This is a genomic window from Nonomuraea sp. NPDC003727 (assembly GCF_053586935.1).
Genome location: NZ_JBSFNE010000012.1, coordinates 112671 through 126877, shown reverse-complemented (window position 1 = coordinate 126877; position 14207 = coordinate 112671). Strand labels below are relative to the sequence as shown.

At 72.8% G+C, this 14207-nt stretch carries 13 protein-coding genes, 3 tRNA genes and 1 pseudogene; 11 read left to right on the top strand and 6 right to left on the bottom strand.

Features of this window, described 5'->3' with window-relative positions; all coding sequences use genetic code 11:
* Window positions 1-14 precede the first annotated feature (14 nt).
* Window positions 15-1220 carry an ROK family protein gene (locus ACWDLG_RS29630; RefSeq protein WP_449926087.1) on the top strand — a complete coding sequence of 402 codons (1206 nt, stop codon included), beginning with the start codon at window positions 15-17 and terminating at the stop codon, window positions 1218-1220.
* 213 nt (window positions 1221-1433) lie between these two features.
* Here ACWDLG_RS29630 and ACWDLG_RS29625 read toward each other — a convergent pair whose 3' ends face one another.
* Window positions 1434-2030 (bottom strand): hypothetical protein, encoded by a 597-nt coding sequence (locus ACWDLG_RS29625; protein ID WP_449926084.1) that lies wholly within the window; start codon window positions 2028-2030, stop codon window positions 1434-1436.
* A 48-nt stretch (window positions 2031-2078) separates the two neighbouring features.
* On the opposite strand from ACWDLG_RS29625, the gene ACWDLG_RS29620 reads away from it, so the two are divergent.
* Window positions 2079-2573 (top strand): DUF2087 domain-containing protein, encoded by a 495-nt coding sequence (locus tag ACWDLG_RS29620; protein ID WP_449926082.1) that lies wholly within the window; start codon window positions 2079-2081, stop codon window positions 2571-2573.
* Window positions 2574-2619: 46 nt separating this feature from the next.
* Here the strand turns inward: ACWDLG_RS29620 and ACWDLG_RS29615 are convergent, their stop codons facing one another.
* From ACWDLG_RS29615 to dusB, 3 genes are all read right to left on the bottom strand, one after another.
* Window positions 2620-3603: a TAXI family TRAP transporter solute-binding subunit gene (locus tag ACWDLG_RS29615; RefSeq protein ID WP_449926079.1), complete on the bottom strand. Its 984-nt coding sequence runs from the start codon at window positions 3601-3603 to the stop codon at window positions 2620-2622.
* Window positions 3600-5486 (bottom strand): TRAP transporter permease, encoded by a 1887-nt coding sequence (locus ACWDLG_RS29610; protein ID WP_449926076.1) that lies wholly within the window; start codon window positions 5484-5486, stop codon window positions 3600-3602. Before ACWDLG_RS29610 ends, ACWDLG_RS29615 begins: the two co-directional genes overlap by 4 nt.
* A 67-nt stretch (window positions 5487-5553) precedes the next feature.
* A complete protein-coding gene (dusB, locus tag ACWDLG_RS29605; RefSeq protein ID WP_449926073.1) occupies window positions 5554-6663 on the bottom strand; it encodes a tRNA dihydrouridine synthase DusB in 1110 nt (369 codons plus the stop codon).
* A 134-nt stretch (window positions 6664-6797) separates the two neighbouring features.
* Between dusB and ACWDLG_RS29600 the strand changes: the two genes are divergently transcribed.
* The 7 genes and pseudogenes from ACWDLG_RS29600 to ACWDLG_RS29570 all read left to right on the top strand — a co-directional run.
* Window positions 6798-7451, top strand: a complete 654-nt coding sequence (locus ACWDLG_RS29600; protein ID WP_449926070.1) for an ACT domain-containing protein — start codon at window positions 6798-6800, stop codon at window positions 7449-7451.
* A 56-nt stretch (window positions 7452-7507) separates the two neighbouring features.
* Window positions 7508-7579: transfer RNA gene (locus ACWDLG_RS29595), tRNA-Gly, on the top strand.
* Between the two features lie 29 nt (window positions 7580-7608).
* Window positions 7609-7679, top strand: a tRNA-Cys gene (locus tag ACWDLG_RS29590).
* Window position 7680: 1 nt separating this feature from the next.
* Window positions 7681-7755 (top strand) — tRNA-Val (locus ACWDLG_RS29585).
* A gap of 43 nt (window positions 7756-7798) precedes the next feature.
* Window positions 7799-7966: a hypothetical protein gene (locus ACWDLG_RS29580; RefSeq protein WP_449926068.1), complete on the top strand. Its 168-nt coding sequence runs from the start codon at window positions 7799-7801 to the stop codon at window positions 7964-7966.
* A gap of 34 nt (window positions 7967-8000) precedes the next feature.
* The gene (locus tag ACWDLG_RS29575) at window positions 8001-9404 is read left to right on the top strand and encodes a dihydrolipoyl dehydrogenase family protein (RefSeq protein ID WP_449926065.1); all 1404 of its coding nucleotides are present in this window, start codon (window positions 8001-8003) and stop codon (window positions 9402-9404) included.
* A gap of 22 nt (window positions 9405-9426) precedes the next feature.
* A pseudogene (locus ACWDLG_RS29570) lies at window positions 9427-9930 on the top strand (O-acetyl-ADP-ribose deacetylase); the annotation flags it as partial.
* 313 nt (window positions 9931-10243) lie between these two features.
* Here ACWDLG_RS29570 and ACWDLG_RS29565 read toward each other — a convergent pair.
* Window positions 10244-10492, bottom strand: coding sequence for a hypothetical protein (locus tag ACWDLG_RS29565; protein ID WP_354912439.1), 249 nt, complete (start codon window positions 10490-10492; stop codon window positions 10244-10246).
* 138 nt (window positions 10493-10630) lie between these two features.
* Between ACWDLG_RS29565 and ACWDLG_RS29560 the strand changes: the two genes are divergently transcribed.
* Window positions 10631-11395, top strand: a complete 765-nt coding sequence (locus ACWDLG_RS29560; RefSeq protein WP_449926062.1) for a VOC family protein — start codon at window positions 10631-10633, stop codon at window positions 11393-11395.
* Window positions 11396-11669: 274 nt separating this feature from the next.
* On the top strand, window positions 11670-12641 hold the full coding sequence (locus tag ACWDLG_RS29555) for an alpha/beta hydrolase (RefSeq protein ID WP_449926059.1): 972 nt from the start codon (window positions 11670-11672) through the stop codon (window positions 12639-12641).
* Window positions 12642-12806: 165 nt separating this feature from the next.
* Here the strand turns inward: ACWDLG_RS29555 and ACWDLG_RS29550 are convergent, their stop codons facing one another.
* Window positions 12807-14072, bottom strand: coding sequence for a helix-turn-helix domain-containing protein (locus ACWDLG_RS29550; protein ID WP_449926057.1), 1266 nt, complete (start codon window positions 14070-14072; stop codon window positions 12807-12809).
* Between the last annotated feature and the right edge of the window lie 135 nt (window positions 14073-14207).

The window sequence follows — 14207 nt, the reverse complement described above, 5'->3', positions numbered from 1 at the left end:
GGGAAAGGACCATCATGACGTCGGGGAGCCCGCGCGTGCTGCGGACACTCAACGAGCGCGCCGCCCTCGAGCTCCTGCTCGGCGACGGACCGCTCACCAGGGGCGAGCTCGAGTCCAGGACCGGGCTGTCGAAGGCGGCCGCCGCCGAGGTGCTGCGCCGCCTGGAGAGCGCGGGCCTGGTCCGCAAGGGCGGGCGCAAGTCGGGAAGCGTGGGCCCCGCCGCCCAGATGTGGGCGCTGGACGGCTCCGCCGGACACGTGGCGGGCGTCGACGTCACCTCCTCCCGGCTCGACGTGGCGGTGGCCGACCTCGCGGGCCGGCCGATCGCCGAGCACAGGATCGCCACGACCGGAGAGCGCGACCCCGTCACCACGCTCGCCGGGGCGCTGCACGCGGCGGCGGGCAAGGCGGGGCTGGCGGCGGCCGACCTCGACCAGATCGTGGTGGGCATGCCGGGCATCGTCGACAGCGGCGCCGGCGACCGCCTCGACACGGTGAGCGGGCGGCCCCACCGGCGGCGGGTGCACGACCTCGCGCCGCTGCGCGAACTGCTCGGCAATCCCCGCATCCGCATGGAGAACGACGTCAACCTGGTCGCCCTCGAGGAGCAGGCGGCCGGCGCCGCCCGGGGAGCCGACACCTTCGCGCTGCTCTGGCTCGGCCAGGGGCTCGGCTCGGGCATCGTCCTGAACGGCAGGCTCTGGCGCGGCGCGTCCGGCCGGGGCGGCGAGGTGGGGTCCATCCTGGCGCCCGACGGCCGCCCCCTCGGCTCGCGGCTGGGCGCCGACGCGGTCAACGACCTCGCCCACGCCTGGGGCGCCGCCCGTGCGGCGGGCGCTCCGGAAGAGACGCGCGCCGCCGTCCGGATGCCGGGTGGCGCCTCGGAGTCCTGGGATGCCACCGAGGCCGCGGCCCGTGCGCTCGCGAGCGGGCACCCCGCGCTTCTCGACGAGGTGGCCGCCCGCCTGGCCGTCGCCGTCAGCGGGCTCGTCGCGGTCCTCGACCCGGGTCTCGTGGTGCTCGGCGGGCCGCTCCTGCGGGCGGGAGGCCAGGCGCTCCACCGGCGCGTCGCCGACCGAGTCGCCGATGTCGAGGCGCGCACCGTGCTGCTGCCCAGCGCCGTCGGCGGCAACGCGGTCCGGGCGGGCGCCGTCGAGTTCGCCCTGTCCCTCGCCAGGGAGCGCGTGTTCCACGCGGGCACGGCGGGCCGCCACCGCTGACCAGAACGGCCGGCGTCACCGGCGGACACCCAGGTTTCCCGGCGGGCGCGTCATCACCGCCCAGAGCCGGCCGCGATCGGCGTACGAGCCCGCGGAAACGATGAACGTGTGCCGGAACGGACTGGCAATGGACGCCCCGGCACACGTTTCTCCACCAAGCCTCCCGTCACGACGCCGCGATCGTGTCATGATCCTGTCTCAAGCTCGTGACATTCAGCACGACGCGATCGTGCAGATCTTCCCCAGCATCTTCGTGGCGTCCTTCGTCTGGGCCGCGAAATCCGCGGCGGCGGGCTTGCCCCACTCCCCCGCCTGCGAGTACAGCACCAGGGCGGTGCCCTTGCGGGCGACGATCGCGCGCTCGCCGCCGATGGCGGCCTTGCGGCCCATGTAGACCTGCCCGGTCACGGCCAGGCCCTCGTCGCCCAGCGTGACGGCCTTCACCGAGTACCTGTAGTCCGACTGACCGCTCTTGGCCGACGCGCAGGTCCGCACCGCCGACCTGAGATCCGCCAGCGCCTGCGTGGCCTGCTCCTTGGTCGAGTAGAGGATCACCTGCTCGGACTTCTGGAAGTCGGGCACCGCCGTGTAGATGATCGTCCGGGCGGCGACGCGGCCCGCCGAGGCGAGCGCGGCCTTGTCGCACGGGTTCACGGTCAGCTTGGCCGTGGTGCGCCTGCTGACGGCCCAGTTCGTCTCGGGGTCGTTGTCCTTCGCGGTCGCCGCCTTGTCCCAGAGCAGGAAGCCAGGGGGGATGGTGGGGGCGGAGGCGGTCAACGCGAGGGCGCCGGCGAGCAGGAAGTTGGTCATCACGGTGGATCAGACGCTTGAGGTGATCCTTTGGTTCAAAATGGCTGCATGAACGACGAAGACATCCGGCGAGTCCTCGGGCTCCTCCACCAGGACGCGACGTTGCGCGCCTTCGCCGCGCTGGTGCTGGGCGAGCGGCCGGAGGCCGACGAGGACGTCCTCGTCCGGCTCGAGCGCGGCGGCCTGGCCGTACGGCATGCGGACGGGAGCTGGGCGGCGCGCCCCGAGCGGTTCCGCGAGCTGCTGAAGGCGGCGGCCCCGCCACCGCGGGCCATGACCCAGGAGGAGCGGGTCCTGCAGGCGTTCCTGGTCGACGGCCGGCTGAGGGAGATCCCGGCGAAGGCGGACAAGCGCCTGGTGGTCCTGCGCCACATCGTGAGGGTGTTCGAGCCGGGCGTCCGCTACACCGAGAAGGACGTCAACGTGGCGTTGCGGGCCTTCCACCACGACTTCTCGGCGCTGCGGCGCTACCTGGTCGATCACGACCTGCTGAGCAGGGACGCCAACGTCTACTGGCGCAGCGGCGGCCCCGTCGAGGTGTGACGCCGCGGCCGCGCGCCCGGTCTTCTGGATCTGTGAAAGATCTCGGCTAGGAGCCGAAGTACTTCTTGGCCCCGTCGTGCAGCATGACGGGCTCGGTCCGCACCGCCGTCTCCTTGTTGATCTCCGTGGCCGCCTTCGAGACCGCCACCAGGTCGGCGTGGTGGTCGAAGATCAGCTTTGTGATGCTCCCGGCCAGCGCGGGGTCCATCTTCTCGTTGACGACCAGCAGGTTGGGCACCACCACCGTGGCGACGTCGGCCGGCGCCTGGTAGACGTCCTTGCCGATGCTGCCCGCCGTGTAGACCTGCCCGTGCTCGGCCTGCAGCTTGGGCAGCACGTCGGCGAGCGGCACGAAGACCGCCTCGTCCTTCATGGTGGTCGTCAGGTCGGTGATGCCGGGGGTGGGCAGCCCGCCCGACCAGATCAGCGCGTCGAGCCCGCCGGACTTCAGCGCGTCGACGCTCTCGGGCAGGCCGAGCGCCTGGCGGGTGACGTCCTTGTCGGGGTCGAGGCCGGCCGCCTTGAGCAGCCGCAGCGAGATCACCTCGGTGCCGGAGTTGGGCGAGCCGGTGGAGACCCGCTTGCCCTTGAGGTCGGCGATGCTCTTGACGCCGGACTCGGCGCTCGCCACGACCTGCGTGTAGTTGTTGTACAGGCGGGCCAGGGCCCTGATCGGCTGGGGCGCGGAGAAGGCGCCCTTGCCCTGCACCGCGTCGGCCGCGGAGTCGGCGAGGGTGAAGCCGAGGTCGGAGTCGCCCCTGGCCACGCGCTGGATGTTCTCCACCGACGCGCCGGTCGCCTCGGCCGTGGCCTCGTAGCCGGGCAGGTTCTTGGTGATGAGGTCGGCCAGGCCGCCCCCCATGATGTAGTAGACGCCGGTGGTGTTGCCGGTCGCGATCGACAGCCGTTTCCCGCCGCCGCCTCCCGTCGGCTGTTCTGCTCGTTCGGCGCTCCTGTCGCCTCCGCAGCCGGCCAGGGCCACCACCCCGGCCATGCAGGCCGCCATGAACGCCGCGGACAACAACCTCATGTGCGTCTCCTCACTAGGTGTACGGCGAGCGCCAGCAGAGCAAGACCTGAGCCGATCGCGATCGGCACCGGGGACAGCACCAGGAGCAGCAACGCCGCCGCCCCGCACAGGACCCGCTCGGCGGGACCCGCCGGCCCGCCCGTGGCCACCGCGAGCGCCACGACCGCCAGCGCCGACGCGGCGAACGTCCAGGCGATCTGCCAGGGGGTCCCCTGCCCCAGCAGGGCGCCTCCCGCCGGGGTCAGCACGAACGCGAACGGCACGAGGAAGGCGGGCAGGGAGTACTTCCACGTGGCGAGCATGGTGCGGTAGGCGTTGCCGCCGGTCAGGGCGGAGGCGGCGAAGGCCGACAACGCGGTCGGCGGGCTCACCTCCGACAGCACCGCGTAGTAGAAGATGAACATGTACGCCTCGGGGAAGCTCACCCCGAGCTTGGCCAGCGAGGGCCCGATGATGACGGCGGCGATCACGAACGACGCCGTCACGGGCACGGCCAGGCCGAGCAGCAGCACCGCCACCGCGCACAGCACGGCGGTGGCGACCAGGTTGCCGCCCGACAGCCCGACGATGAGCGAGCTGACCTTCAGCCCGAGCCCGGTCAGCGTGACGACCGCGACGATCGTGCCGGCCGCCGCGCAGGTGGCCGCCACCGGCAGCACGCCCTTGACGCCCGCGGCCAGCGCCTCGGCGGCCCTGCGCGGCGTGAGCCGGTGCTCGGGGTCGAGGAACGACAGCGCGAAGGCCAGCAGCGTCGCGTAGACGACCGCACGGAAGGGCGACTGGCCGGCCGCCATCAGGATGATGATCACGAAGAGCGAGCTGAAGTGGTAGCCGAACCGCTTGATCAGGTGTCCTGCCCTGGGGGCGTCGACGGCGACCGCGTGCGTGCCGTACTTCCTGGCGTCCATCTCGATCGCCAGGAAGATGCCCAGGTAGTAGAGCACCGTCGGGATGGTGGCGTAGAGCAGCACCTGCAGGTAGCTGACCCTGAGGTACTCGGCGATGATGAACGCCGCGGCGCCCAGCGTGGGCGGCGACAGGATCGCGCCGATGCCGGAGGCGGCCAGCACGCCGCCGGCCTGCTCTCGCGGATACCCGGCGCGCCTGAGGACCGGCCAGGCCACGCTGCCGACGCTGACGGTGGTGGCCACGCCCGAGCCGCTGACCGTGCCGAGCAGGAAGCCCGCCATGGCCACCGTACGGCCGGGCGCCGAGCGTGACCGGCGGAAGGCGGCCAGCGAGACGTCGACGAAGAACTTGCCGGCGCCGGAGTGGTCGAGGACCGCGCCGTAGATCGTGAACAGGATGATGTAGGTGGCCGCCACGTCGAGCGGGACGCCGTAGATGCCCTCGGTGCCCATCGTGAAGGCGACGACGATGCGGTCGACGTCGTAGCCGCGATGGCCGATCGCCCAGCCGATCGGGATCCAGCCGCCCCAGTAGGCGTAGGCGATGAAGACCAGGCAGACGGCCGGCAGGATCCAGCCGACGGTCCTGCGCGCCGCCTCGAGCACCAGCGCGGTGATCGCCAGGCCTGTGACGACGTCGAGCGTGGTCGGGTCGAAGGCGCGCCTGATGAACTCGTCGAAGGTCACCAGCGGGTAGAGGCAGGCCACCAGCGACAGGCCCGCCAGGGTCCAGTCGAGGAGCGAGGGGCGTTCCTTGTCGCGGCCGTAGCAGATGAACACCAGCGGCAGCACGACCGCCAGGAACCCGATCCGGTACGGCTGGAGCGCGCCGGGGAAGAAGGTCCACCACAGCACGTAGAGCGCCAGCCCGAGCGAGACGATCGTCACCAGGGCCGCGGGGCGCTCGCTGAGCCGGCGGACGGGCCGCTCGGCGTCGTAGGCGGCGATCAGGTCCTCGGTGGAAGAGGCGCTCACGCTGGGCACGTTACCCAGGTGCACCGACAGATAGTCAAGGGATCATGTGGTGCCGGTCAAGAGCCGGTCAGCCACCCGAGACGTCCGACTCCGCCTCTTCGGGGACGACGCTGTCGTAGGGGTCGTCGAGCCAGCCGTCGGGCAGGTGCACCCGGTCGCGCTCGCCCGACTTGCCGCGCGGGGTGTCGGTGTTGGGCGGCCACGGCTGGTCGCGGTCGAGCTTGGCCAGGCCCGCCCTGAGCCCGTCGAGCGACTCGGCGGTGGCCAGCTCGCGCCGCAGGTCGGCGCCGACGGAGAAGCCCTTGAGGTACCAGCCGACGTGCTTGCGGAAGTCGGCGACGGCGTAGCGCTCGACGTCGAAGCACGCGGTGAGCCCCTCGGCGTGCCTGGCCATGGTGTCGGCGACCTCGCCGAGGGTCGGCCTGGCCCGCTCCGCGCCGCCGTTGAAGGCGTTGTCCAGGTCCTTGAACAGCCAGGGCCGCCCGAGGCAGCCGCGCCCCACGACCACGCCGTCGCAGCCGGTCTCGGCCACCATGCGCAGGGCGTCGTCGGCGCTCCAGATGTCGCCGTTGCCGAGGACGGGGATCTCGGTGACGGCCTCCTTCAGCCGCCTGATCGCGCTCCAGTCGGCGACGCCGCCGTAGTGCTGCCTGGCCGTACGGCCGTGCAGGGCGATGGCGGCCACGCCCTCCTCGACCGCGATCCGGCCGGCGTCGAGGTAGGTGAGGTGGTCGTCGTCGATGCCCTTGCGCATCTTCATCGTCACGGGGAGGGCGCCCGCGTTGCTCACCGCGGCGCGCAGGATCCGCCGCAGCAGGTTCCTCTTGTACGGCAGCGCCGACCCGCCGCCCCTGCGGGTGACCTTGGGCACGGGACAGCCGAAGTTGAGGTCGATGTGGTCGGCCAGGTCCTCCTCGGCGATCATCTTCGCCGCCCTGCCGACGATCTCGGGGTCGACGCCGTAGAGCTGGATGCTCCTGGGCCGCTCCGTGTCGGCGAACCTGATCATCCGCAGGGTCTTGGCGTTGCGCTCGACCAGGGCCCTGGTGGTGATCATCTCGCACACGAACAACCCGGCGCCCTGCTCGCGGCAGAGCACCCTGAAGGGCGCGTTGGTGATGCCCGCCATGGGCGCGAGCACCACCGGTGGCCACACCTCGAGGGGCCCGATCTTCATGGCGGAACGCCGCCCTCGCTTCCTGTGACTGCTTCGGCTTGCGGTTCGTTAAGTTCTAGCGCACCAGCGGCCGTGAGCGTTATTCGCGGATAGGGTGTGACCTGGGATCGATCTGCGACCTCGGGAGGCCATGGATGCTTCTGCGACTGCGCGTCGCGTTGCCCGACCGGCCCGGCGCCCTTGGCCGGATCACCCACGTCCTCGGTACGGCGGGAGCCGACATCACCCAGGTCACCGTACTTGAGCGGGGCGCGGGCAGGGCGCTCGACGACCTCACGGTCTTCTGTCCCGACGGCGTCTCGAAGGAGGCCCTGGCCAAGAGCCTGGCCGGGGTGCCGGGCGTCACGGTGGAAGGCTTCTGGACCACGCGCGAGGCCCCCGGCACCTATCCCGAGCTGGAGATCCTCAAGTACATCGCCACCGCGGGCGACAGGGGGCTGTCCACGCTGATCGACTCGATGCCGGTGCTGTTCAGCGCCGACTGGGCGGCGGCGGCCACCGACGGCGATCCGCGCACCCCCGTCTACTCCAGCTGGCGCGCCCCGCGGGAGGTGCCCATGCTCGACCTCACCCCGCCGCGGCCGCTGGCCGCCAGCCTGGAGTCTGGTCTGCACGTCATCGCCGCTCCGCTGCCCCCGCTGGCGCTCGTGCTGATGCTGGCGCGTTCGGAGGGTCCCGCCTTCCATCGCATCGAGGTCCACCGGCTGACCAGGATCCTGGAGATCTTCCTGAGCCTGCCGTCGACGGAGCGGAGTGTCGCCAGGCAGCTACGCAGGAGCGATGGATGACGCATGTGCTCGGAAACTCCGCTAGAGTTTCCTTGTCGCCGCGAACGAGCGGCAACGCGGAAGTGGCTCAGTGGTAGAGCATCACCTTGCCAAGGTGAGGGTCGCGGGTTCGAATCCCGTCTTCCGCTCGGAGAGGCCATAGCTGAAGGCCTCCCTCGGTGGAGTGGCCGAGAGGCGAGGCAGCGGCCTGCAAAGCCGTCCACACGGGTTCAAATCCCGTCTCCACCTCGGACGATTAGCTCAGCGGGAGAGCGCTTCCCTGACACGGAAGAGGTCACTGGTTCAATCCCAGTATCGTCCACCACTACCCCAGGCCCTCGGGCCTGGGGTTTCGTGTTTCTCCGGCCATGACCGCACGGTCCGATCTTGTCCGGAGATCGTGCGCCCGCGACGACGAGCGGGTGACCGCGGAGGCCTTCTCCCGCGACCCGTGCCCCGTCTGCGCCGAGGCCCGCAGGCGGCGGGGGCCGACCTTCCTGCCACCGCTCCCCGAGGCGGTTCGCCTGACCTGGTGACGGTCTTCGGTCCCGCAGGCCGTACCGTCGGAACATGACGATGCAGAGCACCGACGTGGACGTGGTCGTGATCGGCGCGGGTCCCGCAGGAGAGAACGTGGCAGGGCGGGTGGTGCGCGGCGGCCTGTCCTGCGCCGTGGTCGAGGATCACCTCACCGGAGGCGAGTGCTCCTTCTACGCGTGCGTTCCCAGCAAGGCGCTGCTGCGGCCGATGGAGCTGGCGGCCGAGGTGGCCATGGTCCCCGGCCTGACGCTGGACGGGCCCATCGACGTGGCGGCGGTGCTCAACTCCAGGGACAAGGCGGTCGGCAACCTCGACGACAGCGGCCAGGCGGAGTGGGTCACCTCGCTGCCCGCGACGCTCCTGCGCGGCAGGGGGCGCCTGGCGGGCGAGCGTCTGGTGGAGGTGACGGGCAAGGACGGCACGGTCACCACCCTCCGCGCCCGGCACGCGGTGGTGCTGGCCACCGGCAGCGTCCCCGTCGTCCCGCCGGTGCCGGGGCTGGCCGAGGCCAGGCCGTGGTTCAGCAGGGACGCCACCACGGTCCGCGACGTGCCCGGTCGCCTGATCGTCCTCGGCGGCGGGGTGGTGGCCTGCGAGATGGCGCAGGCGCTGCACTCCCTGGGCGCCGCCGAGACGACGGTGCTGGTGCGCGGCGGCGGCCTGCTCGGGCGGATGGAGCCGTACGCCGGGCGGATGCTGGTCGACGCGATGCGCGAGGCGGGGATCGACGTACGGCTCGGCGCCAAGGTGACCCGCGTCGAGCGGGACGGCGACGGCGGCCCCGTCACCGTCCACCTGGAGGGCGGCGACAGCGTGGTGGCCGACGAGCTGCTGGTGGCCACCGGCCGCCGGCCCGCCACCGACGGGGTCGGGCTCGATCTGAACGGCCCCGTCGAGGTGGACGACAGCATGCGGGTACCCGGATCGGACTGGCTGTACGCGGTGGGCGACGTCAACGGCCGCAACCTGCTCACCCACATGGCCAAGTACCAGGCCAGGGTGTGCGGCGACGTCATCGCCGCCCGCGCCGACGGCAGGCCCGACGACGCCCCCTCGCTGCGCGACAGCGCCGACGGCAAGGGCGCCCCCCAGGTGGTGTTCACCCACCCGCAGGTCTGCTCGGTCGGCCGTACCGAGCGGGCGGCCCGCGACGAGGGCTTCGACGTGCGCGTGGTCGAGTACGACATGGGCAGCGTCGCGGGCGCGTCGCTGCTCGGCGAGGGATACACCGGGCGGATCAAGGCGGTCGTCGACGAGCGGCGCAGGGTGCTGCTGGGCGTCACGTTCGTGGGGCCCGCCGTGGCCGAGATGCTGCACGCCGCCACGGTCGCGGTCACGGCCGAGGTGCCGCTCGAGACGCTGTGGCACGCCGTACCGGCGTTTCCGACGGTCAGCGAGGTGTGGCTGCGGCTGCTGGAGGAGTACGGGCTCTGACATCCGGGGGTAGGACCTTCACATGAGGCTCACGCTGGTCCAGGGCGACATCACCGAGCAGCAGGTCGACGCCGTCGTCAACGCCGCCAACTCCTCTCTCATGGGCGGCGGCGGGGTGGACGGCGCCATCCACCGGCGCGGCGGTCCGGCGATCCTGGAGGAGTGCCGCGAACTGCGCGCCTCTCGGTACGGCCGCGGCCTGCCGACCGGCCAGGCCGCCGCCACCACGGCGGGCCGGCTCCCGGCCCGCTGGGTGATCCACACGGTCGGCCCCGTCCACTCCGCCGAGCAGGACCGCGCCGCGCTGCTGGCCTCCTGTTACCGCGAGTCGCTGAAGGTCGCCGACTCGCTGGGCGCGGCCAGCGTGGCCTTCCCCGCCGTCTCCGCCGGCATCTACGGCTGGCCGCTCGACGACGCAGCCCGCATCGCCGTGTGCGCCGTCACCGCCGCGCACACCGACGTGGAGGACGTGCGGTTCGTGCTGTTCGGGCCCGACGCCTACGCCGCCTTCGAGCAGGCGGCGGCCGGCGCCGGGCCGACCGACGACGAGATCATGGCCGTGCTGGCGGCGCAGGCGGGCGACCACTGGCGCGCGGCGTTCGAGACCGGCGACGTGGGCGTGCTCCACGAGCTCGGCGCGGCCGTGGACCTCGACTGGCCGCTCTGGCGGCGCATCACGACCGTCGACGTGGCCGAGGCCCACGTCAGCGACGCCGTACGGCTGGCCGCCTCGATCGCCGGCGACGCCCGCTCCGGCGGACCCGCGGCCGACCCGGACGCGCTGCGGGCGGTCCTCGACCGGCTGCGCCGCTGGTACGAGAACGAGTGGTGACCCCGCCCTACGAGCCCAGGTCGCGGACCACGTTGTCGAGCCGGTGCGCGAGCGTCTCCAGCTGCTGCTCGGTGGCGTGCTCACCGGCGACGAACTCCCTCAGGTCGGCACGCCTGGCGATGACCAGTCCGCGGTGCGCCTCGTCGATCTGGTCACCCGGCATCACCACGCAGTCGCCCCGCACGTACACCAGGGTCGCGTCGGGGTCGCCTGACTCCAGCAGCTTCCGAACGCATTCGGTGTCGATGAGCGGCATCGTCGGCCTCCCCGCTCGCTGGGACATGACGGCGATCAGCTACCCGGTTTCGGAGGGAAAACGCGCCCCCGCACGCGCGACCCGCTGCGCCCGTCGGCGTTCCCGGTTTTCGCCGGTGGCGGGTGTCAAGCTGGCTGCATGCTGACCACCCAGTTCCTTCCAGGCGCGCCCGACTGGATCGACCTCGGCGTTCCCGACGTCGAGGCGGCCGCCGCCTTCTACCGTGGCGTCTTCGGCTGGGCCTTCCAGTCGGCGGGGCCCGACGCCGGCGGTTACGGCTTCTTCCAGCAGGACGGCAGGACCGTCGCGGCTCTCGGGCCGCTCATGGAAGAGGGGGCCACCGCGGCGTGGACCACCTACTTCGCCACCCCCGACGCCGACGCGACGGCCAAGCTGGTCGTGCAGCACGGCGGCCGTGTCCGCGCCGAGCCGTTCGACGTCTTCACCGCGGGGCGCATGGCGCACTTCACCGATCCGGCCGGCGCCCGCTTCGCCGTCTGGCAGGGCGGCGACACCAAGGGCCTCGACCTCGTCACCGAACAGGGCTCGCTGGCCTGGGCCGAGCTCCACGTGTCCGATCCCGCCGCCGTCCAGCCGTTCTACCAGGTCGTCTTCGGATGGAGGGTCGAGACGGTGCCGATGGGCCCCATGGACTACATCGTGATCTCGACCGCCGAGGGCGACGACGCGAGTTTCGGCGGCCTCGCGCCGCTCGGGGAGGGTGACGCGCCGCACTGGCTGCCCTACTTCGAGGTCGCCGACTGCGACGCCACGCTCGCCCGCGCGCAGGAGCTCGGCGCCACCGTCGTCATGCCGGCGGAGTCGGTGGAGGGAGTGGGCCGTTTCGCGGCCGTCGACGACCCGTTCGGCGCCCGCTGCGCGATCATCACCAGCTCCTCCTGAGCACGGCCGCCGGCGCCAGGTGACAGCTCACCGCGGGCCGGTCACCGGCACCTGAACACCGCCCACCGCAGGCCGGTCACCGGCACCTGAGCGCCGCCCGCCGCAGGCCGGTCACCGGTGCCTGAGCGCCGCCCGATGCGGGCCGCTCGCCGGTGCCGCCGGGGACCGCCATCCGGCGGTGGGATCGGCGCGCATGCCCGCCGCCTTGCGGTTGTGCGGGGCGCGCACCGCCACGCACCATCGAGATGCACGCCCGTCGACCGGAAGGTTCCGCATGATGCCCCACCACCCGCACCTCGCACGCGAACTCGCCGCCGCGCTCGACCTGCTCGACATGTCCTTCCCCGACATCTCGACGCTGACGTTCGACGACCTGCCCGCGCTGCGGGCGCAGGCGGCCGCCATGCGCGCGGCGACCGTGGTCGAGGACCCGCTCGTCTCGGTCGAGGAGAGGTGGGTGCAGGGCCCGGAGGGCGCTCCCGACGTACGGCTGCGCATCAGCCGTCCCGCGCAGCCCGCGCCCGGCCCGCTGCCGTGCCTCTACTGGGTGCACGGCGGCGGCATGGTGGTCGGCTCGGCCGACGGCGACGACGCGTTCGCCGCGCGGTTCGTCAAGGAGGTCGGGTGCGTGGTCGTCGCCGTCGACTACCGCCTGGCGCCCGAGCACCCCGACCCCGCGCCGGTCGAAGACTGCTACGCGGGCCTGCTGTGGACCGCGAAGAACGCCGCCGAGCTGGGCGTCGACCCCGCACGCCTGGCGGTGGGCGGGGCGAGCGCCGGTGGCGGGCTCGCGGCGGGCACGGTGCTGCTGGCCAGGGACAGGGGTGGTCCCGCCGTCGCCTACCAGCTGCTGATCTGCCCGATGCTCGACGACCGCGACGCCACGCCGTCCACGCTGGAGTTCGAGGAGGCGGTGGTCTGGAACCGCGCGGCCAACGTCTTCGGCTGGAGCGCGCTGCTCGGCGACCGCAGGGGCACCGCCGACGTCTCGCCGTACGCGGCTCCGGCCAGGGCGGACGACCTGACGGGGCTGCCGCCCGCGTTCATCGACGTGGGCGCTCTGGAGGTGTTCCGCGACGAGTGCCTTACCTACGCGCAGCGGCTCGCGCAGGCGGGGGTGTCCACCGAGTTCCACCTCTACGCGGGGACCTTCCACGGCTTCGACATGATCATCCCGGACGTGGAGGTGAGCCGCCAGGCGGGGGCGGCGCGCATCAGCGCCCTGCGACGGGCCCTCCTGCCCTGACAGCGAGGATGCCTGACAACGAGGATGCAGGTGAACGCCTCCCGGTGGAGCCTGGCCCTTGCTCTGACTGACCACGGTGTCTTCCACGGGATCTGTCGGCTCCGTCCGGGAGGTGTTCGTCTGCACTCACCGGACGCGGCGGGTGGTGACCGTCCGGGTGACGGGTCAGGTGACCAGGCGGGCCAGTGACAGTGCGAGGTGAGCGCGCAGCCTGCCCGCCGGCGCGGCCAGCGGGAAGCCCAGCGCCACCTCCGCCCTGGCGATACGGGCGGCCATCGAACTGTGGTGGAGGTGCGCGGCCGCGGCGGCCCGCCGTACCGAGCCCTCCTCGCACAGCGCCCGCACCGCGGCGGCCACCTCGGGCGGCAGCGAGCGCACCGCCCGCACGTCGGGCAGCGCGGCGACGGCCGCGTCAGGCACGTGAGCGGCCAGCAGCGCGAGTGCGCCCAGATCGGCCCAGCGCACCACCCGGTCCCGTGCCCCGTCGCCGGTGAAGCGCAGCGCCAGGCGGGCCGCCTCCCACGACTCGACGAGTTTGGCCGGACTCACCGGCGGTCCCACCCCGGCCCGTACGGCCGGCGGCAGCCCGGCGACCTCGGCCGTCACGATCACCACGGCCAGCTCGCCGACCGCGGCGCTCCTGGCGTGCAGGCCGTCCGCGCGCAGACCCGCCATGAGCGCGGACCGGCAGGCGGCGGGCGCGGCGAGCACCTGCAGCGGAACGCCCGCGTCGAAGCCGAGCAGGCGCAGGGCCCTGGCGCGTTCAGGTTCGCCGGTGTCGGCCGACAGGGCCAGCTCGACCAGGGCGGGATCGGCCGCCGGGGCGGCGCGTTCGAGCGTCACCTCGGCCGCGACGGCCAACCTCTCGAGCACGATCTCGTCGAGGCCGTGCAGGTCGCCTTCACGTTCCATCCAGACCGTGCCGAGCCCCGCGCCGAGCTCCCTGGTGAGCGGCCCGGCGCCGGCTTGTCCTCTGGGTTCGGGCCCGCCGTGGGACGCGGGCGCGGGGCCCGGTCCCCGACCGCTGCCGGTCCCTGGTGAGGAACCGGACTCCGGCGGGTCAACGGGTCCTGGCGAGCAGCCGGCCCCTTCGACCTCGACGAGCCCCTTCGGGGGACCGGCACCCTGGACGTCGGCGGCCCCTGGCGAAGGGCTGGAGACCTGCGCGTGGGCGGATCCACGCGCGGCGGCGGGCCCCTGGGCGGCGGACTCACGCTCGGCGGTGGCCCGCTGCCCGGGAATGGCGCGCCATCGCCGTCCGGTCGAGGCGTCGAACAGCCCCACCGGGCACTGCGCCAGCGTCGCCGTCGCCTGCAGCAGGGTCGCCACCCCGGCGTGGTCACGCACCAGCGAGTCGAAGTACGCGATCACCCGCACCGCGCTCTCGGCGCCCGTGTCGAGCGCGGACAGGCGCAGCAACAGTCCCTGCACACGGTCAGGGTAGCCAGGATTCCTGCTGCGCCGGCGGTGCCCGGCATAGGGTTGTGGGACGAACCCGTCTCGTCCCTGGGGGCGTTTTGTCCGACCAGCAGCCATATCCGTACGGCTCGTCCGACCCGTACGGCC